Below are 26724 nucleotides of genomic sequence, written 5' to 3'. Positions count from 1 at the left end.
TGACCATCAAACTTTTACATAATTAAACGGCTCAAGCATAAATCCACTCGTAGAGTTAAAGTTGTATTTCAAGATTCAACTCTAAGGCCAGGGGTACTTACCAGTACCCTCTTTCTCAAACTGCTCTAACTTCTCTTTAGCTTGAGGTAAAAGGTCATAGATTGGCGGATTATTGGATATAAAACCGATCTTGAATTGTGGGGGATACTTAATAAGTTCTTTCATGTAGTCCCCTGCTGTTGTCATCACCGGCACAAGCATTGGCAAATGACGCACACCGATACTGACATCTTCCTGAGGATTGGAATAAAGGTTAAATAATATTGCCCCGCCACTCTCGACAAAGATAGGACCACTAAACCCGCCCCAGTTCCCTCTCTGTACAACACCATTCTCGATTTCTGCCGTCCATACATATTTGAACTCATCAATACGCATTGCAGAAAAATACTGATTCATTGTATAGGGTCTGCTACGGCGTGCAGACTGGCCATTATCCGCCAACAGCATTCCCGTTTGATCGATACCATCGATATATCGATCTTCACTGACAAAGCCGGCAACCTCTTTGCCTGGCTTACCTGCTATCGAAATGGCCGTGTTAAAGAGATCAGCCAGGTCAAACAACCCTTCAGTACGGCGAGGCTTTATCATCCCCTTCCAATAGGCAAATGTCGGCACTCTTACTCCACCCTCCCAGCTTGTACCTTTACAACCCCGGAAAGGGGTTCGGCCATAAGGGGGAACCTCGCACTCGGGGCCATTATCCGAGGTGAAGAAAATCAGGGTGTTATCCAGCTGGTTTGTCTCCTGCAATGCACTAAATAGCTGTGCAAGTACATAATCCATATGCACCATACAGTCGCTATATACTGTACGAGCTCGCGATTTCCCTGCCCATTTATCAGATGGATAATTATCAAAGTGACAACCTCGGGGGGCGTGATACAAAAAGAATGGCTTTTCAGAGCTTTTCATTTGCCTAATGAAATTTACACTGTAATCCATCCATTGGTCATCGAGCACCTTGATATAGTCCAGATCAATCAAATGAACATCTTCACACCGTTCCGTATCCTGCGGCGTACAGTGTACTTCGCTATGACTAAAAGGCTCCTTCTGCATCATGGCAAAGCGCTCTGGAGACAGTGCCACTTCCGGATTAAAATAGATGTCTCTCCATTCCGTATACATATCTGATACACCGAGAAATCCCCGGTAATTGTCATAGCCAACATTCTGCGGTAACGATCCCTTATTTTCGCCCATATGCCATTTCCCGACTCCCTGGGTAATGTATCCCAACTTCTTGAGTATGGCGGGCATTGTGACTGCACCATCCAAACCGCCGGCTTCACCATACATCGGCGGGCGCAAAATGCCGTGGTGCAAGGGATTCTGACCGGTATGAATCGTTGCCCGTGTTGGCGAGCATGAAGGCGTTGAGTAGGCAGAGGTTAGAATAAGCCCCTCATTCGCCAGCTTATCCATGGTGGGCGTAGCATTGCCGACAGCAATACCTCCACCATTAAAGCCAACATCCATCCAGCCCACATCATCAAGTAGGAAAATCAATATGTTAGGCTTTTTACCAAATTTCTCCTCCAGAAGAGCCAGCTTCTGTCTAGCTTGCTTTTCCTCTTGCGGATGCTGAATTACCGGATACATATTGTCAGCCAGTTTTACAGGCTTTAGATGCAGAAACTGATCCGGGTGGCTGTATCCTGGTGCAGAGGTTGGCCCCGTGGTGCTTCCCCGCAAGTTTTCTGCCTGAACAGCAGAACTTGATAGAACAAAGATTAAAGCAAAGTAAACAATAGATAGTTTTCTGCGAAAGAAACACAGCCAAGACAGCTTCATATCCGACATCCCGTTAACGTAAATATTGACTTGTGGCCGCTAAAACCACAATACCGCAGAATCCACCAAAGTTAAATTGCCAATAGCCCATACAAATTAAAATAGAGATAGCTTTCCCTGATATTCATTTAAGGATAGCTCTGAGTGCTGGCCCTATACTTTACAATCAATATTTGGAGAATATAAGAAAAGGAACACGCCTGTGAAGGACAGTAAGAAACTAGGTTACCAGGAGGAAATAAATATCCTTTTATTACCTTCCCTTCTTCTCCTGGAAGAAGAGAAGAGAAATCAAGAAACCTATCAGAACAATAAACCCATCTACCAGTAGTGCTCGGTTTACACCGGCAGCAATATCCGGCGCTGACGCCAATATGGCTGAATTGATCCCCAAGCCCACAGCGCCACCTAAAAAACGGAACATATAGACAACAGCGCCAGACAAACTGGATTTACTGGCCTCCACGGAGGTTATTGCGGCAGTCACAGCGGCAGGGCTAAATATACCTAATCCAATGCCAATCAATAACATACCCGGTACAAAGACCAGATAGACGATATGATTACCGTGGACCGAGAGCATAAAAAGCCCCAGACTCATCGCCAAAGCACCTGAGCAGAGCAACAGCTTTGGGCCAAACCGTTCATGAATAGCTCCAGATACAAAGGCAAAAATGCCAGAAGAAACCATAGCCGGCAACAAAGCCAATCCGGCCTGAAATGCGGAATAATGATGCACGCTAATAAAAAGCAGAGGGATATAGACAAGGATTGCAAAGAACGCGATGGCAACAAAAAAGACACTGACTCCTGACACCATGAAAATACGATTAGTTACCAAACTCGCAGGAATCAGTGCATCATCTGCCATATATGACTCAATTATGATAAAGCTGATCGCAGAGATAAGCGAAACTACCAACAAGCAAACAACCAATATTCCAGAAGTGGTTTTTTCTGTCATAAAATCCAAGGCAAGCAAAAATAGGAATAATGACAGGGAGAGTGTCAATACACCCAAATAGTCAATTCTCTCCACTTTTTTCTCATATTTTTCTTTGGGGTACTTTAATCCATAAAAAGCAACCACCAAAATAGCAATGGGAATATTGATAAATAGAATCCAGCGCCAGCTCAGAAAGTCTGACAAGATCCCACCTATAACAGGGCCGCAAGCTGTAGCCACCCCTAGCGCAGCCAAAATAAATCCCCCGACAAATCCAGCACGATCTGATGGCAACAATGTATAAACCATCCCCAGCATTGCCGACCAGGCCAATGCACCCCCTAGCCCCATCAATGCTCTGGCGATTAGCAGCACCTCAACTTCATTGGCAAGGCCACCCAGGAGAGATGAAAGGGAAAATATAAAGATACCTATCAAAAAAATCTTTCCACGCCCGTAGATATCTGCCAACCGCCCACTGGTCACAATAATGACTCCATAGGCCAGGGCATAGGCATTCACAACCCAGTGAACGAAAGATATGCGGACGGAAAAGTCTTTGGCGATAGCGGGGAGAGCCGGTGAAAAGGCGGTAAAATCACTGGCGATCAAAAATACTGATAAAAAGAGAACAGACAGCCCCCAGATTTGCCCTTCTGAGATACCCTTCACTTTTGTCATTTTTACCATGCAAGCTCTCTAAGACCCCACTTAGTGACACTCTAGTCCATGGGGTCAGAGTAGGAGTCTCACAGCCTGTACAGCTCCATACTATTGCATCTGGGGACGATTGAAGAAAGTGGATTGGAAGGCTTACTGACTGAATCGGTTAAATGACGACTAATAACGCCATTTACTCTTTACTTAAAAAGTGGAGTTACTACTGGGGTGGAAGGAAAGAACACACTTCACTCGAGACACGCTGTGAATACATCCCTGTAAGCTCCTAATCGGCATCCATGCCTCATAGGGTCCCGAGCGCAGTGTATTATTTCCTTCTCCCTTTTTAGTAAAAGGTAAGATTAAGCAACCTAATTCTTTTCCATTTTAATAACTTCACATTATTGTTTGAAGCTCAAACGAAAAGGATAAGATTTAAGGCCCAACCTGCGCCGGGCCCTAAAATTACAGCTTGCCAATTATATTAATAAACACCCCATGACTGTCATAGTCAAGCTGGGTGAGGTCATCAGAGAAGTCGGTAAAGTTGTAGCCCACCCCCAACTTAAGGTGATCCCCAACATGGCGATACAAGCCGATTAGGGCGCCGCTCTTACTATCCTGGGCATCGGGTAGATCGAGCAGACGGGCTTCCAAGAGAAGGTCCCAGCGTTTGATAAAATGCCAATCGGCACGCAGTACATAAAGGCTGGCACGGCTATCGAAAAACTCCGGGTCTTCCGTGTCCATACTCAACTGGCCCAGACGATAAGCGTACTTACCACCCAAGGTCCACTGTCGATTGAGATCGTAACTGGCGTCTATCGAAAAGATATGACTCTTCTGGATAAATTCAGTGGAGGTATTTTCAACCGTCACCTGGTCCTGGGTCGGCACATTATAGAAATAGGTGTACTTCATCAGGGTATTCAGGCGGTCGTTATTCACCGGGCGATAGGCATAACCCATTACCGCTTCGGTAAATTTGCCATCGTAGAATTCACCTTCCGAACTTTTGCTGTCTGAATAGTTGAGTTTGCCAACCAAGCGCCAGTCTGGAGTAAACTGGTAGTTAAAGGTATTTTTTAATAACCATGTATTACGTTCAGTTTCCGATACGGTATTTTCGTCCGATACGGTTTCCGATATATCCGTACGGTATTCCAGCGCTGATGCTATACGTATCGCATCCCGGCCATAGCCCATATTAAAACCCATGGCATTGCGTTCGGTTTTGGCTCCTGTATCCGGATCTTCGAGCGTACCCGCCTCCAGGGTAGTGCCATAGCTCCAACGGTCATTGGGCGCCAGATCCATACCCAGAGCGTGGGTCAGGCCAGTGGAAACATCGCCGTGACTGTAGCGCTCTTCACCATAAATATTGAGCGTATCGGAATAGCGGCTGCGGAAGCCTGTGCTCATATTGCCCTTGCGTGCACGCACACCGGTATCACTGCGCTCGTTATCCAGCGCATAATTCATATAAAGGCTGGTTCTGTCAGTCACCAGAAAGTCCGTACCGAGCCGGGCAGCTGTGCCGGTATCACCGCCGGAAACCTCACTATCCATTGTCAAACGGTCACTCACCCGATAAGCACCACCGAGGCCGATGCGATTGTTCTCTTCCCGAGTACCGGTCACTTCCATCGTGTTCTGAACAAAACCAAAGGCGCTCCAACTCTCACCGGAGTCATAGCTGGCCTCGACAGCAACATCCGTTCGATCCCCTTCTGTCTGGGTTGCGGCGACAACTTCGGATTCATCCTCGCGGCTGTCATTGCGAACCGCAGAGGTGAGACGCCAGTGATCATTGATGCGGTAGCCAAGCATCAGGTCCATGGCATTGGTTTGTAAGCCGTCTTCTTCCTCTTTGGTGTCGGCTTTGACCCTTACATCAAAACTCTCACCTATCGGCAGGTTAACGCCACCGCCATATTGGATGGTATCGCCATCCACAAATTGGCCTGGACCGGAAAAACCCGCTTCACGCTCTTGATGGTAGAAATTACCAGAGCCGCGCAAACTCTCGAAGAAATCTCCCAGCTGTAAAACACCTTCCACTTTAGTTGCACCGGCGGCAACTGTGGAATCCAGGCTTTCGTCTTCAAAGGTGTAGCCACCATCCAGTGAACTGACACTATCGAGGTTGCTACCCTCGCTATCGGCCATTTCAATTTTCACCCAACTACTGGCGCTTTTACGCAAAGTCAGGTCAATACCCTGCAGGGAACTTTCTTCCTCATCTTCGTCTTGCTGAATACTGCTTAGGCCCAATTTGACATGATCACCTAGCCAATAGTGGGCACGTCCACCGACAGCCAGGGTATCCATTTCCTCAAAGCCCGGTGTGTATTCGTAACGCGCTACCAGATATTGGGGGTTACCGTTGTAAGCGCCATCTTCAATGAGCAGTTCATCATTTGCCAGGGAAGATAAGGGGCTATTGAGCAGGATACGCCCTTGGATATAGTCAATGTCGTAATCAACTACTGCAGTGAGGGTCTTAACTGCGAGCACCAGTCCGGAATCTTTATCCCGAACTTCCACACGTAAACTTTCCGAGCCGCTGGAAATATCCTGGTGCCGAAGGTAATACAAGGAACCGCCCGTTCCGCGATACTCATCGCGCCCGGCAACTGTTCCAGGCTCGGCCCCAAAGGCATCTATTTGAAAGCGCTTTTCGCCAAAGCTGGTCATCGCATCGGTTTCAAAGTGACCGCTACCGCCGTAGAGCGTTCGATCAATTTGGGCCAGTTCATTATCGGCGTAGTTCGCTTTGAAATTACCCCAGAGGCCGTAGTCATCGTACTTGGACAATTTCACATAGAACTTGCCAGAGGTAGGGGCGTCTTCAACGACAGTGGAGTCATCGCCAAACGTCGGATAGTACAAATCGCTATCCATACGGCGGAACAAGGCATCGGGAGACTTTTCCATAAAGTTGGAAAACAGATCATCTACCGGGCCTTCTTCGGTGTCAGCGCTCGCTGACAGGCGCCAGCCCTCCCCGAAGCCACCATTGGTATAAAATGCCAGGCGGCCATCGTAACTAACGGAATTGTCGTAGTGAGTCTCATCGCCGGTGACCAGTGCAGCAGGGCCGTTGGTTTTGTCGTAACCCACGGTAAGGTCGGCAATTCCTACGGCAAACCAATCACTTTTAGCAAAATCCAAATCTCGCAGGAAGAGTTCACCATTGCCCTCGTCATCGAGAATCGCCACTTCAACTGTATGCATACCCGGTGCAAAAATTTGCTCGGCGATAAACTGGCCTTGACTGTCTACCGGGACCGGATTGCCCGCTAGCCATACCGTGTGTCCAGGTGGCACCTGGGCACCATTGACCAATACGCTATTGCCATCGAGAGGAATATTCTGTTGGGCCAGGCGATTCTCACCATAACCTACCAACAATTCCCGACCGATATCCTCATTTTCGGAAGAGTCTTCGATTTTATCCACTAACCATAGGGTTTGCTCAGTGGTCTCGTCATAGCGACCCTTGTAGTCGTAGGCACGTAAAACATAGTGCAGTTTTTTCAGTGGCGCTTGGTAGTCAGAAAATTCTGCTCTCCACTCCCCTTTACCAAAGTGATCCAGCGGCACAATAGCCAGCGGGGTATCGCGCAGAGATTGCCCCTCTTCAAACAAGCGCACTTCTGTAGTTTTAACAAAAGAGGGATAGTTGGTATAACTACTGAAAAATACCCGATTCTCTGCCAGATCGGTATCCGGGTTATCCGCATAACGGATGGTATTGGGCCACGCTGTCACATTCAGGCGCGGCTGCATTTTTTTGTTGTCGAAGCGGAATTGAATATTGGCTTCCTGCAAAGCCACATCGGTACAACGCTGCAAGTCCGCCGAGTTTTTATAGGGATCGTATTCCGGGCTGCCGTCGACAGTGATACGCATTAAGTTAAGTGCGTAGGGATTATTGGCTATGGCTTCACGATTAATGCGCTCGATTTCCAAGCGATCACTTTCTGTGAGAATTGCCAGTTCATCGTAAAGGATTTCGACCTCAACCCTGGCGCCATCCCGCTGCTCAAAGCCATTGCTCACCACATCCGCAGATTGGACGTAGCCACGCCCTTCAAATTCCACCTGGGTGTCTTCCAGGTTAAGTAACTCCTGTACCTGCGCCATAGCGCGTTGGGCACGGGCACCGGACAAACCCTGGTCATCGCCGTAAACCATAGCTTCGCGGCGATCCATACGCTGGTTATCGCTGTAACCAATAAAGCTCAGGCGCACATTTGCCTTATTGGAGATTTCAGCCATGGCTGCACGTATCTGTGTCAGCTGTGCCTGGCTGATAATCGGGTCACCGTTATCAAAGCGAATCGGAGATATTTTTCCACCGGCGGACTCATAGGCGATGGTGAGAGTTTCTGCTGCTGCAGCTTCCGGGCAGGCTTGCACCGATTCCGTAGGGACTTCCAGCGGATCGTCATACCAAAATTCCACTTCTACCCGGCGGTTAAGGGCGCGGCCTTTGGGAGTATCGTTAGCCGCTATTGGCTGGCTCGCCCCTTTACCACTGCTGGTAACCATAGTTGCGGGTAAGTTCAGTGCAGCAGCCAAAGCCTGAGCGACACGGCGAGCTTCACTGTAGGACCTTTCCTGATAGGCTTGCTGCTGGGCTTCCGGGTTTTCACCCACATCCAGCGGGCGGGCATCAGTGTGGCCAATAAAATGAATAACCAGATTATTTTTATCGGCAAGGTTTGATCGAACCTCCCGGATACGGCGAATAAAGGCTTCCGGTAATTCTGTTTGCCCGGGCTCTATTCTCAGTGGCGTCACCAGATTTCTAAGGCGTGCCCGCTGTTCACTACCCGCAGCATAGGTGAGTTTACACACCGTTTCCTGGCGGCATACTTTCACCCGGTTGAGTAACAGTGCCTCCGCCCGGGCACGGTCCGCCATGGCTTTTTCATCCAGGGCGTCGTAGGTTACTTTTACCTGTACTCGGCGATTTTCTTCACGACCTGCAGTCGTAATATTATCCGCTATAGGCTCAATATCTCCGCGCCCTTCAACGGCAATCATTTGCTCCGGCAGTTCGAGAGCCTCTTGCAGGAAGTCTGCCACAAACTGGGCTCGCGCCAGGGTAAATTCTTCTTTGCTGGTAAAGTCCGCTACCAACTCCCCAGTAAGAGGGTCAGAATCGGTATGGCCAATGAAGTGCAATTTGAAATTAGGCGTCTCGCCCAATTCATTCAGGCTCTGGCGCAACAATTCCACCGTCTCTGGAGAAACTTCATCTTCAACGCCATGGAACAGGATTGGGTCAATAAAATCTTCCACCACAATCGGGTCTAGCGGCGATACGAATTGTGTCGCATCCTGAAGCCACTGATTTGTGGGGGCGCGCAGCAGCATACCTTCGGTATTACTACCGATTGATTGCTCCTCGAACTCTACTTGAGTTTCATTTTCCTCAGAATTCAGGCTTGGAATATTCTGCCACACCTGCCACCAGCCAAGCTCATTCAGTTGCGAATCTGCATCTTGGGCCTGGGCCGGAAGTGTCAGTGCCAGTGCAATTGCAGTGGCCAGACGGCGGTCCCGCCGGGGGAAAAAGCGGATCGACTTCACTGAAGAGTTTGTCGAGCCTGCTTTCTGGAAAATATTCCGTTTCGCAAAGGGCATTACTCCAACCCTCCTTTGCCAGGAGGCGCTCCACGGCGCCAGAAAACTTCAGTTTCAATGGTCAAATCGTAGTCGCCATTACGACTCGTCCAATCCTTGGCAACCTGATCCTTAATTGCCTGCAGGCGCTCTTCCACCAAATCCGGATCTTCATTTTCACCGAGATAGGCAAGGCGTAAAACAGAGGGGGCTTCGCTGAGTTTTTCCAACAGTAAGTCCATTCGGGAGTGCCATTGCGGGCGCAGTTCTATTGTGCCCGGTTCAAATACCGCATCGGCAATGTCCAGGCGCACCACCCGGTGCAAGCTGGCTCCAAAATTGAACTTCAGCATCTTGCCTCGGGTAGCTCGCAGCACGCGCGGGTTTTCAGTGGTGAGACGATACCCGCTTGGCAAGCTGCGATCGTCGAGCTTGAGCACAAAATTAGAACCCCGGTCTCCATTCGGCACCACTGCGCAGGTAATATGGAAACGACCATGGGAGTCCGCAGTAACATTCAAGCCGGTCGCAGTTGCCACACGCGCTCCGGGCAGGCCACCCTCGCCTTCATCCTGGTAGCCGTTCATATTTTTATCGTCAAACACTTTGCCGATAACATCAGTACAATCAAAGGTGGGATCGGGCACTACCCGCACTGTCGCAGAGGCTTCACCAGAAGCGGCCTGCCCAGAGAGCTGATTGAACATGCGCGCGCGGTTTACGTATTTGCCCTCGCCCACACCGGAACCTACAACCAAGAGCAGCTTTAACACACGAGTTTCTTCCGCTTCCACTCGCAGATCCGACCAACTTAATTGCAGGCCCTCACTTTCAGGTTCAACCGCCTCGCCATCAAGGCGCGCTGAGCCCGCCACATATTTGAAGCCTGCGGGGAAGTAATCCACCAACTGCAAATCGGTTAGGGGTATCGGCAGAGTGTTGCCAAAGGTAATGGTGTAGGGCACCAGCTGGCTACGGGTTACATTGAGCATGGCGGCAGTTTTGGTGATGGACAGCGCCCCTTCCAGCTCCGGGTCCATAGCGATATGGTTGTTAAACAGCTGGCTTTCCCCTGGAATCTGGCCGTCATCCAAAGTCATGCGCAGATAGTAATCTGTTGCTGCATCCCGGGCCTCCACATCGAGGGTGGGGTGTGCGGAAGATTCCTGTACCTCACAGTGGTCCGCAGTTGCTGGAACCATATCGGCATTACTGCCCAGGCAGCCAGCCACATCAAAACCGGCAGTTTCGCTATTGGTCTGCGCGGGGATTACCAGTGACTCACCACCGGTGTAGTCATCATCATCGATTTCTACCTGAATCAGGTAATCCACGTTGGACGGACAGGAAGCATCGCTGAAATTAATATCGAATTTGTAGTACCCCCCGGACTGGGCTACCTGTCCCTGCTGCTTCTCATCATCAAAGCAACGCGCCGGTAGCTCCTGACCGGAACTCACTCTCAGCATGGTGAGTGTGGCACCTTCAATAGCAGATCGGGTTACAGAGTCGTAAACCACTCCATTGGGTGTCAGCGGTAAGTTTAAGTCCTGGGGGTTTGCTCCCGATTCCACATAAATTTCACTGATCGATTGTGGTCCATTGGTGAAATCAGAAACAGGATTACCCAATGAAGCCGTATTTTCCGTGGCATCCGGTGCGGTGTAACGCATCTCGTAACTGAGGCCGCCATAACTGTTGGGCACCAGTCCCTGGAATTGGAAATAGCCATTTTCATCAGACTGAGCTGTTTCCATCAGCTCCTCATTGAAATACAGATCTACTGCCCAGTTAAGCAGTAGGCTCTCATCCGTATCCAAAGCATTGTTGAAATTCACATCGTGCCACAGGTAACCAGCCAGGTTGGCAATGCCCGGCGTACCGCCAACATCAATGGCAACACTGGCCTGAGCGCTGGAAGCCGGGTCATTCCACTGCACTTCTGCCGTGTTCACTACGGTAAAACCGTAATCCAGGTTTTCCGACATCTGCGCCTGGAAACGCAGTGTAACAACCTCTCCCGGCTCCAAATCACCGTAGGTAGTGGCGTAGTCCGCAGTGATCAGTGTGTTGGCCACTGTTACACCGTCAGCCTGCCCATTGAGCAGAGCTGAATCGGCAACATAAGTGAGGACGCCATCGCCGGCAATGGCCAGGTCATCGGTAATCTCAACATACGTGGCAGAAACACCACTGATATTTTCGACGGTTACCAGGTACTCCAATACCGCCCCTGCTTCTGCAGCCCCGCCACCGACAACGGCAACTTCTTTCACAATGGACAACAGCTGGGCATCACCTACGACCACCTCAGTTGGCTGAGCGCCATTGGCCGAGTTGCCGTCTGCATCGGTTAGGGTAAGTGCCAACTCATCAGCTTCAACACTACCCTGGTTACTAATAACCGTACCTGTCGCTGTACCAGCGTTCACCATCACTTCAAAGGTAACGGTGGCTGTTTCGCCCGAGGTAATAACACCCTCGTTAGCTCCCGGCAGGGGTGGTGTCAGGTCATCGGAAGAAACCGGCAATGCAGAATCCAGCTGTGAATTACCACCACCGTTATCCGCTACCGATTCACCATTTAATGTGGTAGTACCGGCAACATAGGTGGTGTCATCTGGCACCTGGTCGGTAAGCGCTACTTCCTGTGCATCCACACCCCCCATATTGGTAATGGCGATGGTATAGCGGAGCACATCACCGGGATCAACAATCCCTGTGGAGGTGTAGTCTTCAGCAATTTCTACAGTCTTGTGGGCAATTAACAGAGGCACATCGCCGACAATATCGATCGTGGGATCATCGGGGGTATCAGTATCCGGATCATCGGAGGGCACTTCATCAAAAGTACCACTACCCGCTCCTTCACCATTTACGAATCCCTGGTTCGAAATTACGGTGCCATCATTAACGTCATTAATGGTGACATCAAAGGTGATAACCGCTGCAGAAACACCATTGGCGCTGGCACTGATAAAACCATCGGCTTCGCCATCGGTATTAATATCCATACCGGCAGCCAGCGGGGAGGTACCGCTGACATCGGACACTGTAGAGCCGTTCAAGGTAGTAGAGCCGCTGACATAAGTCGTATTCGCGGGGATCTGATCCCGTATCTGAGTATTGATCGCGTTCTCATTACCGGTATTTTCCACCGAAATGGTGTAACGCAGGGTATCTCCCACCATCAACAAGTCGGCATCATCAGTAATATCTACCGACGTTTTTTCTACGACCAGTAATGGCTCTGATTCAATCTGTACTTCCGTGGGATCTTCATCTCCCGCAGTATCCGGATCATCGGTACCATTGATATTGGGGTCATCACTGTCTTGTAACGCTTGCCCGGGCAGCTGAACTTGGGCCTGGTTAAAGACTTGAGTCCCACTATCAATAACTGCAGCCAGCGTAACCTCGTAAATAATCTGGATAGAATCCCCTGTTGTGCCGCTCGCAGTGAGGTCCAGATTACCAACTTCCAGGTAGCCACTATTCCAGGTTCCTGCTGAGGCATCGATAGCACTACTGTCACTTCCGGCAGGTGCACTGACTAACTGCAAAGTGCCCGATTCAAATAATGCAGAATTATTTAATCGACCAAGGTCATCGGAAACTTCAACTCCACTTACATCAACACCGCTCGTATTGGTCAGTGTCAGTGTGTAACGCAAAACTTCTGCCGGACTGGCGGTAGTAGCCGGGTTTTCTCCACGGCTGATATTTTCCACCGCTTTGTAAAAAGTCACTGTCGGCACAGAGGAGGTAACCGAATAAGCGTCCTCATGATCAAGCACGCCAGGAGTACCATCGGTGGGCGCCGCATTGGTGTACTGGCGGGCTTCGCTGAAGCTGCTATCCCAGCTATACCACTCAGTAACACCGGCAATATTCGTCAGCGTATCCCCATCAACGGTGTCGGTATCCAGGTAGGCATCGTAGCCCACAAGTAGATGGTAATCCGCATCCAGCATCGCCGCTGAGCCAATGGAGGTAATTGTGAGCGTACAGCTCGCGCTGTCGAATACTGCAGTAAAGTCGGAGCCTTCCGTCAGAGTAGCCGTGGTGATACCAGTGCTATCGGTAATTTCCGCAGTAAAATTGTCAGGGGCCGTTTCACACATACCACCGGGATTATTGTCCGGCAAAATATCGGTAACACTAATATCCCAGGCGGGACCCGTACCGGTATTGTGTAAATCTAAAGTGAAGGTACCACCAACACCGGACTGCACACTGGTCGGGCCAGTTTTAGTCAGGGTAATTGCGCTGGGCTCCACGACTTCCATATCTGCCGTAGTATTTCCGCTACCGGCACCCTGCCCCACAGAAGCATTATCATTTTCGTAGTTGTAGCTATAGCTGGCACTCGTAGAAAAATTCAAACCGTCTACATTTGGCGGGTCTATATCCAGCAACTGCAGTGTTACATCGATTACCACTTGTTCGCCGGCAGGCACATCAATTCCAGTCGTATTGTCTGCAATACTAAGACTGGTAGCGGTACCATTATTTTCAGGGGTGAAAGATGCACTGCCAGAAACTTTACTGGCACTGACAAATTCTAAATCTGCAGCGGACGTTGTGAGATCCATCAACACAGTGACATCGTGAAGCGCTGTGGTCTGCACCGTTTCCGGGATGGTAATACGATAATTAAACGGTTCGCCGATAGATGCGGTTGATTGGGTAATCTCAATCAATAACGGTGAAGCATTGGGCGTATTAAATTGAACACTAACTGGAGAGGTCGGACCATAGTCCTCACGTAAATCCTCAGTTACCGCGACGGAATTTAGTGACGGTAAATCATCATCATCGAGAGAATAATAAACTTCAACATAGGCTGCATTCTGCAGGCTCAGCCCAGCGCCCAAGTTGGAATCAGCCTCAACCCGATAAACCATTTCCAAAGATTCGCCCGCATCGATTCCATAACCGGTCCCTGAGGCAAAATCCCAAATGACTTCACCGGTACTGCTATCAAAAGAGGGGGCGACCACCGCTGCAGTGGCACCATTTACCGTAAGGGACTGCACACTGATTCCCGCCTGTCGCAAACCTGAGGGAATCACATCGCGGAATACCGGATCATAAGCCGGTGAAGAGCCGTTATTAGTTACCGTAACGGTATATTCAATCGTATCGCCGGCAGAAAGCGTACTGCCATCCGCAGGGCTTGAATTTATCGCCACAGAGAGATCCGGCTGTAGCAGATCCAGGGTTTCACTATCGCTACGGGTCTCAGCGCCTGTGGCAGCATCGAAACCAAACTCTGCAGTATTGGTCAATGCAGTATTCGCTGCCGGCCAGGGGTGGGAATCCTCATTGAGAACCCGCACCAGGTAACGCACAACAAATTCATCGTTGCTGCTATCGTTATCAGCGGTATTTACCAAGTCCGGGATACTCCAGGTGACTGTAGTGGCACCGGTGGCAGGGTCTCCAGACTGCAGCGGCTCGGCAATATCACTGTGGGTAAACGGTGCGCTGGCAATAAATGGTGCCGAACTCTCGCCATTGATTGAGAGTGTGCTTACAAACACCATCCCCTGAGGCAAGGTATCGACAATTAGTCCGTTGGAAGCCGTGCCCTCTGGCAGGGAAAGGGTAATCTGGTATTCAACCAAATCACCCACTCGCAACTGCTCATCAGCACTACCATAGCTGTCATCCAGACGAATTTTGCTGATTGTACTGTCGTTGGCAGCATCTACCTGAGCAGCAATATTCTCCAACAAATAATCATTCAGCCCAGCGCTGCCATCGGCACCATTACGCTCATAGGTGCTGCTGTTATCTTCATCGAGGCTGGTCCACTCAACACTGGCAGTTGCGGACAACGTCGCTGCTGGCTGTACACTGTTGAGAACAACCGCGTCAAAAACCAGCGCACTGCTATCACTTGCAGCGATATCCAGATCGCTGTTAGCCCGATCCCAAGCCAGGGTTTGTGCAGTTGTAACTCCGTCACCACTTACAGTTGGATCTGCCTGGGACGCCCCGGCAAAAGTTACTGTGCCCGGCACAAATTCAAGCCCCAGGGACAGCAATTCGCTAACTGAAATGTCATAGGCTGCAGAATTTTCTGCATTGCCCGCAGCGCTAAGGTCCAAGGTGAAGCGCAGTACATCACCCGCATCCGGGTCGTTACCTGGATTGGTTTGATTCGCAACAGAAGCAGTTGCACTTAGTTCCGGCTCAACAATCGTGAGTGTCGCCGCAGTGCCGGTACCGCCAGACTGTGAAGTGCCTCCGTCCGTTGCGGCGTAAGTATAAGTCACTTCATTTTCAAAACTGTGGCCAGCCTGGGCCGTCGCATTATTGGCGACCCGGGTGCGCACTTCAAAAATTGCCACAGTACCCGCTGGAATAATATCTATTGTCAAATCGATATTATTCCCACTGGTATTATCGGTATAGGTGAGCCCATTAATTTCCTGCAGCTGCACCAGCTCCAGACTGGAATCCAGTACGTCGGAAATTGCAATATCGTAAATTGCCGAAGTCGTGCCACTGCCAGGCACCTGTATTTGATATACGACTTCGTCACCGATAGCGGCAGTAGATGCTGTCTGCAGTGTCTTTTGCGGAGCGGTCACACTGGTCGCAACGGTACCCATTGGATAAGGAGTGCCCAGGGAAACTGCAGAATACTGCTCGCCATCATTGCCCTCCAGCGACCAAAACTCATCGACTGTAAAAGTATTAACCCAGCTTTCACCGCCACTGATATCCGTATAGAAACCAATTTCGTAGCTGATTTCCAGGCAAGTGCCCGCCTCAACTGGCACCAGGAAATCGAAACCCATATCATCACCGCGCGTTGCGGGCGCGCTATAGGTGTAGTCGGTTCCCTGTGTCAGTACAGCACCGTCGAGGCTCACCTGGAGATTGGCAATGGAACTCTCGTCCATTTGCGTCGCTAAGTCGTCTGTTAGCGATAGGTTGTAGGCGGAGGCGAGGCCCGAGTTACAGGCCTGCAAGGTAAACTGCATAACATCGTTGGCCGGGTCCACATTCATATGGGAACTGGGCCAAGTGGCATCGGTCTTGGTGAGACTGTCGATAACCGGTTGCAATACAGTAATATCGGCGCTGTCCTGCAAGGTACTGGCCGCGCCGGTGTAGTTTAGCTGGGCCGTATTGGTAAGAGTTGCAGTAGGAGAGGCAATTCCCGAACTCACCACTACCTTGGCTGTGTACTCAATAATAAAATTATTGGTATTCCCAAAATTACTGCTGATATCCCCCAGGTCCCAGGCAACTGTACCAGTATCACCTGCTGCAGGAACTGAATTCGCGGAATACGTGAAATCGTTCAGATTATCACTGTAGGGCGCAGCACTGTCCCCATTTACGCTGACAACAGTGTCAAATTCCAAACCACTGGGCAGCACATCATCAATAGTGACCCCAGGCGTAGTACCCGCCTGCAAATTCAGGGTTAGCTGGTAAGTAACCGTATCACCAACACGCAAGGTGCCCACTGCAGTTGCCGTATCCGTATCGGCAGTTACTGTTTTTGTAATACTGGTATTATCAACTGTATCGATACTGGCCTCTGCGGGGCCAACACAATAATCATCAGGCGCAGAGATACTGGGACATCCAGCACCATCACGCTCATAAGCCTGATCATTGATGCTGCCATCATCCAGCGAGGTCCAGTCCAGCATTACACTGTTATTAATGGGCGAACCAAAAACGCCTGTAACCTGGGTGCGGTAGGTGAGCACCAGTGTTTCGCCAAGCTGCAGATCCAAGCTGTTATCACTGTTGTCCCGCCCCCATACCAGTGGGCCCGAGGGGGCTGCTGCCGGCGTAGCTACAAAACCGGAAACTGCGGTGCCGCCAATTTCTGCGGTAGGAGTAAAGCTGCTATCAAAGGTCAACTCTGAAGGTAAGGTGTCTACTAAATTCAGCTCATAAGCGGGGGCACCGGAGCTGGAATCATGCTCCACGGTAATCACATATTCCAGTACATCACCGCCCACCGGTAGGTTGCCGGGATTGGTGGCATTGCTCACAGTCTTGCTAATCGCAAGTAGGGGTTCTACTACCGTTATACTGGTTGTACTGTCGTTAAGACTTTCCGTGCTACCGCTTTCCCCGTTGCTATAGGTCAGCGCAGCACTGTTCTGGCGACTATCCCCGTCATTTGTAGAGAGATCATTTTCAATACGTGCAAAATAGGTGATTCGGATCAGCGGGGAAATACTGCTTCCTGCGGTATCATCTTCACTATTAGTATCGACAGTGCCGATATCCCAACTGGCATTGCCGGAAGTATTATCCCCCGGGAAACTGTTAAAAGCGGATTCGGATGGCGCGCTGCCATTAATTGTCTCAATGCCGACAAAGTCGTAAGTGATATCGTAATCAGTATTGTGGGAAAGCACATAACCTTCAGGGCTGCCCAACTGATCAGTGACGACTACATTTTCACTGACCCCTTCCGGCAAACTGATTTCCAATTGGAATTCTTTATGAGCACCAATAGTAGGAACTACTGTGGTGTCTAAATCTGTTTTAGTCAGCTCTAATGCCGGGACTTCGGTCTGAGCGCTGGCGGTGGTTTCATAGTCGTTGATGGGATCGCCAACATTAGGCAAAACACCAATACGCATTCCATCAGCATCGCCATCGGTTCCAATAACATTACTGCTGTTAAGGGCAATATCTGAACCCGGTAGCGATTGCCAGCGAGCTTCGATGGTATTATCCAGAACTTCATGGGGCTCAACGCCCTGCTCTACCTGAACTTCAAAAGTAAATGTTTTTGTATCGCCAGCGGCAATGGTGTAATCGCCATTACTGCGATTCCAGCTAAAGATGGGAGCATTAGAGCCCACCGTAGTGACATCAATATTATTGGGGGGATCATTGCCACCTACATTGCCCAGGTAAACTAAATTACTGCCGGTGAGATCGTCGAGTACCTGTAAATTGTAAGCATCGGCGCTACCTGTATTTTCAGCGATAACCGTCACTGTAAGAATATCGTCAGCATCACTATTAGTAACGGCAAAGGATTTTGTCAGCTGTATTTCAGGTTCGAGTATCGTTATTTCATGTGCGTCAAATGGTACCGCTACAGACGCACCGGACTCATCCACGTAGGAAACCTGTGCAGTCGTGTAACTACCACCATTGCCCAATACATCACCGTCATTGGTATTGCTGCTGTTTTCAATACGGGCAATAAACTCTACAGGGAAATCAAAAAGGCTACCGGAAACGGTGGTGAGTTCCTGATCACCAAAATCCCACTCTACATAGTCCGCAGTACCAGTGCTGGTACAGGTAGCGTTAAAGGTACCGCCCGGTACGAAACCTGCAGTATCAAAGGGCGAGGCACTTAAATCGATAGTTTCTCCCTCGATACAGCGCATGCCCGCCGGCAATTCATCGCGAATTACAAAGTCCCGTAACTTTGCCGCCGGAATCTGTGCGGTCAACTCGTAACGAATCTCTTCACCGACAACAGCGGTATCACTGCTGGTACCACTGGCGGTGCCGTTGGAAAATTCCAGCGCTTCCTTCGGTTCTGCCTGTACCTCAATAATCTGCATCTGCGCTAGGGCATTATCAGATTGGTAGTGGCGAGCACGCCCCGCTGCAGGGGTGCCGTCACCTACACCATCATTGTCCGTGTCACTGACAATTTGAGGGGTAGTCTGGTTACTAAAATCATCCTCCAAACTGTCGTAACGAGCAAAAAATGTATTCGTAAACAGCTGCAGTGGTGCCACTGACTCGTCCGGCTTCACACGATAATACAAAGTGACAGAATCACCGGGATTAATCCGCTCAAGCGCGCTGGAGTGCTCATAGGAGAAGGTAATAACCGCTGGAGTACCGCCGTCTCCACAATGAGAAGCTTCCGAATAATTATTTGTACCCGATGTAGTTCCCACCCAGCCATCATCGCCACTGGTAGTTTCCGAACTGCCATCGCCATCATTATCCAGACTGTCAGACTCCAGAGCCTGCACACACATCTGGCCCGAGGAATCCAGGTTATCGGTTACTACAATATCGTACGCGGGCGCTCGATCAACGCCGTTATCTGAAGCCCGATTGGTAACCGTCAGGCGGAAAATATAAGTCTGGTCACGGTGTCCTTCATCAGTAAAATCAACAAAGTTGCTACAGGTGGTTCCTGTCCCGTAAAGGTTTTCATTACAGACTTTTTTGTCCACCTCTATTGAAGGCTCAGTAACCGTAACCGATTCCGACCACTCAGTGACATCAGGGAAGCCTGGAACGGTTGTTGGAACACCATCAATATTAGTGAGGGTACCACTGGTATTGTAGTTATCGACGATTATCGTTTCCGTATCGAAAACCGCAGTAAACTGGGCCCGGGCATAATCAATACTGTCATTCGCATGTTGGTTCGGATCTGTACTCTCAGTATCCGCCGGGTCATTCAGCAAGCGAGTGGTCATGTCCGCGAGGAACCAGCGATCTTTCTCTGTAATACTGGCAGTAATATCCCACTGTAAATCTGTTTCACTCAGTGAGTTATTCAGACCGCCACCTTCGACAATATCGCCAGTGGAAATAGCTACACAATTTGCCTGAGAGGTAGTGTCGGGAAGAGTGACATCGGAACAGTTTAGGGCGGAATCCGCAATATAACCCTGGCCATCGGGGAGGTCATCGATAACATCAACATCTTTCACTTCAATTAAAGTGAATCCGGGAGTGTCAAAACCAAACCAGCCACCGGCTTGAATTTCAAAGCTACATTCTTCACCAATCAGAACACTGCTATTGGGATAGGCACTTTCACTGGTAAGCTCGTTACATTCATCGGAACGATCTTTAATCAGGTTAAACCCCATAACCCGTGCGCGCATGCCATCGAGGGTATAATTATTGGCCAATTGTTGATTTGGGGTCGTGTTGGTTAGGGATACCGGATCGGGAAAACCCAGCGCAGTACCATCATATAAGGTGATTTCACCCACAACATCTGCGCGGAAAGTAAGATCGTCATCGGTGGCAGAGTGGTTTTTCTCCACCTCGAAAACTACCCGTTCTGTATCACCAGGCCCAATTTCACCACCCAGATCACCACTATCACAGAAATACACGGTAGAGGAATCTGGTAAATAATCAGGCTGATTCCAAAGTGGGTGCCCAGGGACAGTGCCTAAACTGGGATTTCCCAGCGCCGTACAGCTGCGATCATTAGACAGAACCGTCATCGCCTCACCAAAGGTGATATAAACGGAATAGTCATTCGCATCGTGGCCACCATTATTGGTGATATCCACTGTTAACTCTGAAGTACCGCTGTCACGAACAATATAGAGAGGGTGAACGGTGCTGACATCCAGGTCTTCAGGGTCGGGAGTAACCGATTCGGTCTCCACTTGAGTAGCAGGACTTGTTGAAGAACAGAAGTCCTCGTAATCAATCGTCAGAACATTACCTGTTAAGGCAATATTACTATTTGGATCAGTTCCGGTAGTGGAGGACTCTTCCTCTACATCCAGGTCCGCCTCGAAGTCATAGAAATCTGGCTCTATCGTAACGACGCGAAATCGAATTTGAATTTCATCTCCGTGCCGCATCATGTTCTCTTGGTCGGAATAAACCGAGTGAACGGTACTACTCAATAAGCGGAATTCTGGTTGGTTATTGTTAAGTGGATCAGTATCCCACTGATTCCAGGTAGAGCCCACACGCCATTCCAGTGTATCGACTTTGCCGTCATAGGTTGAACTATAATTGGCTCCATGATTGTCAATTCCACGGCGCTCCTGGGTGATCTCCGGGGTAAAAGTAGTATCAACTACATATTCGTCAGGCAGATCACTAACAAATTGGACGTCCTTTACCGAACCCCCGGTCTGGTTATTTACCGTAATGGTAACGTAGCCGGAAGCACCCAGGGGCTGGTTCAAATTGGTACCAGTAATCTCCTGGCTAATAGTGAGGTCTGAGGAAGACACAACACGCATTGCCGACGTATCAGAACCAGGGGACGAAGCTTCCGCAGGGCTGGTAATACCACCAACGCCCGTGTCGCCATCAATTTCACAACCCCACTGTAAATCTGACACCGTATTGGTGCCGTTACTACAGGAAGTATTTACCTTACCCACCAGGTAAATATCCAGGGTCCCTCCAGACGGAACGTCAGTGCGCCCCGAACCATTGGAAAAATTGCCATCCAGCTCAAAATCGTTAACCGAATTACTGGCTGATACACAGCTACTGCCACTGGGAGCCACACCATTGTTGTTGGCAACAGCTTCTGCCGTAGTTTCACTCGGACAGGCGTAGTTGATATCCATATTGGGGTTGGACATCAAATCGTCAAACCGTGCATCCTGCATATCCGCCTCACCGTTATTGGAGATACGGATGCGCCAAATTACATCGTCCTCAATATTGCCATAGACATTATTGGTGTAGTTCGTTTGCGCGGCATCCATGTTGCGGCCGCGCTTATCCATGGAGGGTTCGGGCTCACGTATGGCCAGCTCCATGCTGTCGGTATCTGTGGTGGTTGGGTAGCTGCAGTAATCGAATGTTGCAGTAGCATTCAAGGTACGATTATTGACTACCAGCTCCTCTTCCTCTTCATCCTGGCTTCGCACATTAAACGTGATAGTTAAAGTAGTGCTCTCAGCGAGATCAGAAAGGGCTGACAGATCATTTTGGTCCCAAGTGATAGTGGTACCGCTAATCGTGGGCTCTCCCAAAACAGATCCAGAACTTACAGAAGTGGAGCCCGTTACATACTCCAGGCCAGAAGAGCCAAAGTTCTCAGTAATAACGATATTCTCGATATATTGAGTACCCGCGAGGCCGCTATAAATACTGGGTACATCAACTTCTATGGTGACCTGTCCATCACCACATAAAACACACCAACTATCGCTAGAGCGATGACTGAGGATATTGAACCCTGTAGGGTCCTCAGTTATAGAAGGGCAACTACTTTGAGCAAATGCTTGCGGCGCAGCTATTAAGAACGCAGCACAAACCAATAAAAATCCAATAAATGTAGACTTGTAGGATTTTTGCTCAACTATTTCCGACTTCATTATCACTTAACAGCCGCCACTTTCTAATGCAGATATTTGGAGACAAGTCGGGCATTTACGCCAGACACTCCACGGTGGGCGAACTTTAATTACAACGCCATCTGGTAGCCGTGAAATAAGTCATAATTAGCCAGCTAGCAGGGGGAACTTTTGCGGGGATTGCCAAGTGGTTCTCAGGCAAGCACTGAGGATGAAAAGTTTTTTCTAGTATGAGCAAAAAAAGAGCGCAAAAATCTGGTGAAATTTTCGCCGTATTGAAGTGATCGGAACCCACCTATTTTTGGCAGGCTCCGATCGTTCATTGACCTAGGTAGGAGGGAAGAAGTCAATTGGGTAAAGAATAGTGATTGTCGGCACTCCAGCCTTCTCACCAAAGTTAAACCGTTTGACCCTAGCCACAATTTTTGCATTGAGTGACGGCGAATCCACATCACTGGAATCTACACTCACAGCAGAAACCGATCCGCTGGGCTCGATAGTAATCTTCAACACCATCTTGCCTTGCAGTGCGGGATTATTACGCAGTTCACGATTGTAAATACGGTACAAGGTAGCCTTGTAGCGATCGAAAACGATCTGGATTTCTTCGTCCGTCCGCGACGGTCCAGCGCCATCGCTAAGAGGACTATCCTCACCGGCAAAGTCACCTTCAGTCCCGATAGAGCTTTCCACTCGCGCAAAGGCAACGCCACCCAAGTCCGAACCAGATCCACCCACATTACGACTCAGCTCTGCTGTGTTGATACCACCACTACCTGCGGTAGATGCTGCAGTGATCAGTGAGCGCTGACTGCGGTTCTCTTTTTTACCGGCCGTGCTCAGCTGGGTTTGCTGGCCGAGGCGGTTATCCAGATCATCCTGTATCAGGTCCTGGAAGTTATCCTTAAAGGCGAGAACACCGGATCGCTCAGCTTTTTTGCGCGCCTGCTTTTTCTCCGCCTTGGAAGGTTTCGGATCCTGTTTGGCCACCTTCTGCTCAGGCTTCTTCTCCGGTTTTTTCTCCTCTTTTTTAGGCTTGGATTTTTCTGGCTCTGGCGGTGGCTTGGGCTTGGTTTTCTTCTCAATAACCAGCTTGGCCAGGCGCTCAGGAATCTCCACTATCTGGGTTTCAGGCTTGGGCACGGTATACAAAGGAATCAGGTAGCCCAACAGTGCGGCGAAAAACAGCGAAACAAAAACACAGCGACGAAATCGCTTTTCGTCCTCACCCTGCTTATGCCATGGCATCACCATAGGGCGGAAACTAGGTTGTTCGAATTCCCTCGTTATCTCAAATTCGAACTTGGACTCTTCCTCCTCACGGCGCAGCTCATCCGCGCGCTCATCCAGCGCAAAGATCTCTTCCTGGCAATCGGCTATTCCGCCCTGCAAAGCACTGCGCTCACCGCGCAATTGCTCCATGCCCTCATTGAAACTGCGTGTCGATTGGCCGATCCGCGCAATAACTTGCGCTGAAGCATTCTCCCGATAATCTTCGGCCCAGAACATTTCTCCCGCGCCAGCATCCTCAAGCTTGCGCAGACGTTCTGAAATCTCGTCGAGCAACTGGTACTTGGACCCCTGGTCCTGTAATTCAGCCAGCTTCTCTTCGATTCGTTGCCGCTCATCCTCGAGCAGCTGCATGCGATGGCGAACCGCTTCAAGCGCTTCGCCTACCGCCTGCTGTTGTTGAAGAAAATTACTCACAAACTTCCATTAACCCTGAGATGCTTTCTGAATAACCGCCAGTGAAACTTTGGTATAGCCAGCGTCTGTACAGCTGGACATCACCTTTTTCAGCAAACTGAACGGAATGCCTCTGTCCGCGAGAATATTGACCTCCGGTGGTTCCGGTTCCTGGCCTCCCTCGACGCCGCCCTCACCTGAATCTGCCGAGGCCTGGGCAACACCAATTGCCTTGGCCAGCTCTGCAACCATCGCTTCCTTAATGGCCGCAATAATGGTTTCCTCACTTTCCAACACTTCGGAAGTGGCAATTACCGAGTTAGACTCCACCAGGATTTCATCATTGGTCACCATCAAGGTCACCGTTTCCCGAGGTTTAGTCTCCACCACTGAGTCCGGTAAGGTAATCACCTTGGGGGGCTCCAGCGCTTCATTGCTGGAGGTATTAGTCAGCAGGAAAAATACCAGGATCGTAAAAACATCCATCAGGGAAGTCAGGTTCATACCTGAGGTTTTCTTGCGCTTATGACTTCGCGCCATACGCTTCATGCGTCGGCTTTCATTTCTCATGGCGCATCCCCTATGGAAATATCAGGAAATAAAACCACCTTTTCCACCGCATCCAGATCACTGGGATCACTCCCCTCAACCCGTACTTCAGCTCCGCGCACAGTATCCATAATGCCCACCAAATGCTCATAGGCGATTGTGGGCTCCATCAGGATGATGGAATCAGTTTTTTCCGGATAACTGGCCTTAACTTCCAACAAGAACTGCGTGAGCTTTTTAAGGTCATACACTTCTGCTGTGGGCAGCACAGCGAGAATCTCAGTCTGTTCTGTATCTGCTCCAACGGGAGCCTCAATAGGAGCATTTTCACCCTCGCCATCGATATTCAGGTTGGGGAAACGTGCGATAACCTTTTCACCATCACTGATTTCCACGGCCTGTTCTCGCACAACTACCTCCACCGTAACCGTGGGATCATCCGGTGCTCCACCACCGGCACCACTCGGCATATTCAGTTCGAGAATTGTCACCCGCGAAAATACCGCCGATACCAATAGAAAAGGCACCAATACCACCATCAAATTCAAGAAAGCGGTGATATCCAGCTCAGGAGCTTCTTTATCCCGCCCGTGGCGCCGCCTTCTCATTACGCAGTTTCCGCTTGCTGTGCTACTGGATTGGTTTTAGCTGGGGCAGTTTTTTCACTAGACGGCTTGGATTTTGCGGGCTCCACTTCAAAACGGCGACGGGTTGCACCATCAATCAGGTTGGATGCTTTTACTGAGACCATCTCCAGGCTATCGATAATTTCACCGGTGAGTGAGTTCAGCAGTGCGTGGACAATCAACAACGGGATACCAGTCATCAGACCAAAGGCGGTGGTGTTCATCGCCACGGAAATACTGGCGGAGAGCAAGTCTGCCTTTTCTGCCGGGTTGGCATTGGCTACCGCTGTAAAGGCTTCGATCAGACCCATAATGGTTCCCAGAAGCCCGAGCAAAGTTGCGATATTGGAAAACAAAGCGACGTAAGGGGTGCGCTTTTCCAGCTGTGGAGTAATCTCCATCATGCTCTCTTCCATCGCGATTTCGATATCTTCACGACGGCGAACAGCCCCCTGCCGGGCCAGCCCCATAGACAGTAATTTACTCACACTGGACTCGTCCTGTTTTACCAGGTTGCGAGCGCGATCGAAGTCTCCCGAAGCTAATACAGGCTGCAGCTTATCCCACATATTGCGGTTGCTGCGGCGCTCCAAATGCAGGCGGATAAAGCGCTCGATAGCCACAGCACCACCCAGTGCGGCAACCACGAGAATCGGGTACATAAAAGTACCGCCCGTCTGGAAAAACTCGATGACGTTATTGAAAAAGCCCATTACAAACCCTCTTGAGAAATACAGCTAAAACTTGGTGCTACTCCGGCGATAGCCGGAGTCTATATGGCGTTAATCGCCGGACAGGCTGAGCTGGTAGAACTCCAACTCACGCATGAAAACTTCCTTGTCGAGCGGTTTGAGTTTGTCATCCATCAAGCTGGAGACAAGGTCGCTTTCGACACCCACTTCGGAACTTTTCCAGGGGACAATATAGAGAGACTTAGGGGCTTCCTTGTTACCGATAATAGAAATACCCGACAACTCCTTAATTTTCGAATCCACCTTTTTATCGGTGGATTCTTTCTTCTCCTCACCCTCAGACTGAGCCAAGGCATAAGGAAAAACCATAAAGCTGGCCACGAATGGCAAAGCCCAACGAAGTTTAATCATTTACCAGCCCTCCGTTGAATATCAGCTAACCAGATAGTGACATCCCGGTCCTCTGGTTCCAATTGCACATATTGTTCGAATTGTGCCAGAGCACACTGGAGATCTTGCAGATATAGATCACACAATATGCCCAGATTTTTTATTAAAGGTAGATATTCCGGATTTTCTGCCAAAGCATTCACATATATTTTCCGCGCTTCGGCAAAGCGCCCCTGCTTTCGGTAGAGAACCGCCAGTTCATTAGTTGCCACCGGATGTTTTTCGTCCAGCGCCAATGCCTTTAAAAAAGCCTCTTCCGCTTTTGCCTCATTGCCACTTTTGTAGTGGGCAATACCCAGGTTGATATAGGGTGCCGGAAGGCGCTGCTCGCGCTCCACCACTGACTGCAGAAGTTCAATAGCACTCGCATAATCCTGCTCGGCAAGATATTCCAGGGATCGCTCAAAGTCCCGACTCACACTGCCCGATACCCGCACCGAGGAATAATCAGAGATTTTTCCAGACTTGGTTTGGGTGCTGGCGCAAGCTGCTAACAACAAGGCTAAGCCCACCAGAAAAAACAAACGCAGTTGTTTTTGCATAACTTTCCACTCCAAAAGGCAAATGCC

Annotated in this window: 10 protein-coding genes; all 10 read right to left on the bottom strand. The window is 49.7% G+C overall.

What is annotated here, in order from left to right; translation table 11 throughout:
- Positions 1–81: 81 nt before the first annotated feature.
- The 10 genes from P0078_RS22825 to P0078_RS22780 all read right to left on the bottom strand — a co-directional run bounded on the left by P0078_RS22825 (position 82) and on the right by P0078_RS22780 (position 26697).
- Positions 82–1860 (bottom strand): sulfatase-like hydrolase/transferase, encoded by a 1779-nt coding sequence (locus P0078_RS22825; RefSeq protein ID WP_282932162.1) that lies wholly within the window; start codon positions 1858–1860, stop codon positions 82–84.
- A 253-nt stretch (positions 1861–2113) separates the two neighbouring features.
- The gene (locus P0078_RS22820; protein WP_282932161.1) at positions 2114–3496 is read right to left on the bottom strand and encodes an MFS transporter; all 1383 of its coding nucleotides are present in this window, start codon (positions 3494–3496) and stop codon (positions 2114–2116) included.
- A 435-nt stretch (positions 3497–3931) separates the two neighbouring features.
- A complete protein-coding gene (locus tag P0078_RS22815) occupies positions 3932–9124 on the bottom strand; it encodes an OmpA family protein (RefSeq protein WP_282932160.1) in 5193 nt (1730 codons plus the stop codon).
- Positions 9124–22173: an isopeptide-forming domain-containing fimbrial protein gene (locus P0078_RS22810; protein ID WP_282932159.1), complete on the bottom strand. Its 13050-nt coding sequence runs from the start codon at positions 22171–22173 to the stop codon at positions 9124–9126. The genes P0078_RS22815 and P0078_RS22810 overlap by 1 nt, the downstream gene beginning before the upstream one ends.
- A 306-nt stretch (positions 22174–22479) precedes the next feature.
- Complete coding sequence (locus P0078_RS22805) at positions 22480–23859, bottom strand: AgmX/PglI C-terminal domain-containing protein (RefSeq protein ID WP_282932158.1); 1380 nt, start codon at positions 23857–23859, stop codon at positions 22480–22482.
- 9 nt (positions 23860–23868) lie between these two features.
- On the bottom strand, positions 23869–24408 hold the full coding sequence (locus tag P0078_RS22800) for an ExbD/TolR family protein (RefSeq protein WP_282932157.1): 540 nt from the start codon (positions 24406–24408) through the stop codon (positions 23869–23871).
- Entirely contained in the window at positions 24405–24995 is a 591-nt protein-coding gene (locus tag P0078_RS22795) for an ExbD/TolR family protein (RefSeq protein WP_282932156.1), read from the bottom strand. Before P0078_RS22795 ends, P0078_RS22800 begins: the two co-directional genes overlap by 4 nt.
- A complete protein-coding gene (locus tag P0078_RS22790) occupies positions 24995–25726 on the bottom strand; it encodes a MotA/TolQ/ExbB proton channel family protein (RefSeq protein ID WP_282932155.1) in 732 nt (243 codons plus the stop codon). The genes P0078_RS22795 and P0078_RS22790 overlap by 1 nt, the downstream gene beginning before the upstream one ends.
- Positions 25727–25795: 69 nt before the next feature.
- Complete coding sequence (locus tag P0078_RS22785; RefSeq protein WP_238152012.1) at positions 25796–26116, bottom strand: hypothetical protein; 321 nt, start codon at positions 26114–26116, stop codon at positions 25796–25798.
- Positions 26113–26697 carry a tetratricopeptide repeat protein gene (locus P0078_RS22780; protein ID WP_282932154.1) on the bottom strand — a complete coding sequence of 195 codons (585 nt, stop codon included), beginning with the start codon at positions 26695–26697 and terminating at the stop codon, positions 26113–26115. Before P0078_RS22780 ends, P0078_RS22785 begins: the two co-directional genes overlap by 4 nt.
- Positions 26698–26724: the final 27 nt, after the last annotated feature.

The sequence above is a fragment of the Microbulbifer sp. VAAF005 genome (assembly GCF_030012985.1).
Taxonomy (GTDB): domain Bacteria; phylum Pseudomonadota; class Gammaproteobacteria; order Pseudomonadales; family Cellvibrionaceae; genus Microbulbifer.
This window is presented reverse-complemented; position numbering and strand designations above follow the sequence as displayed.

Coding starts and splice junctions, on each gene's coding strand:
- P0078_RS22790 (WP_282932155.1), bottom strand. CDS start 25,726: ATGGGCTTTTTCAATAACGTCATCGAGTTTTTCCAGACGGGCGGTACT.
- P0078_RS22785 (WP_238152012.1), bottom strand. CDS start 26,116: ATGATTAAACTTCGTTGGGCTTTGCCATTCGTGGCCAGCTTTATGGTT.
- P0078_RS22800 (WP_282932157.1), bottom strand. CDS start 24,408: ATGAGAAATGAAAGCCGACGCATGAAGCGTATGGCGCGAAGTCATAAG.
- P0078_RS22820 (WP_282932161.1), bottom strand. CDS start 3,496: ATGGTAAAAATGACAAAAGTGAAGGGTATCTCAGAAGGGCAAATCTGG.
- P0078_RS22795 (WP_282932156.1), bottom strand. CDS start 24,995: ATGAGAAGGCGGCGCCACGGGCGGGATAAAGAAGCTCCTGAGCTGGAT.
- P0078_RS22780 (WP_282932154.1), bottom strand. CDS start 26,697: ATGCAAAAACAACTGCGTTTGTTTTTTCTGGTGGGCTTAGCCTTGTTG.
- P0078_RS22815 (WP_282932160.1), bottom strand. CDS start 9,124: ATGCCCTTTGCGAAACGGAATATTTTCCAGAAAGCAGGCTCGACAAAC.
- P0078_RS22810 (WP_282932159.1), bottom strand. CDS start 22,173: ATGAAGTCGGAAATAGTTGAGCAAAAATCCTACAAGTCTACATTTATT.
- P0078_RS22825 (WP_282932162.1), bottom strand. CDS start 1,860: ATGAAGCTGTCTTGGCTGTGTTTCTTTCGCAGAAAACTATCTATTGTT.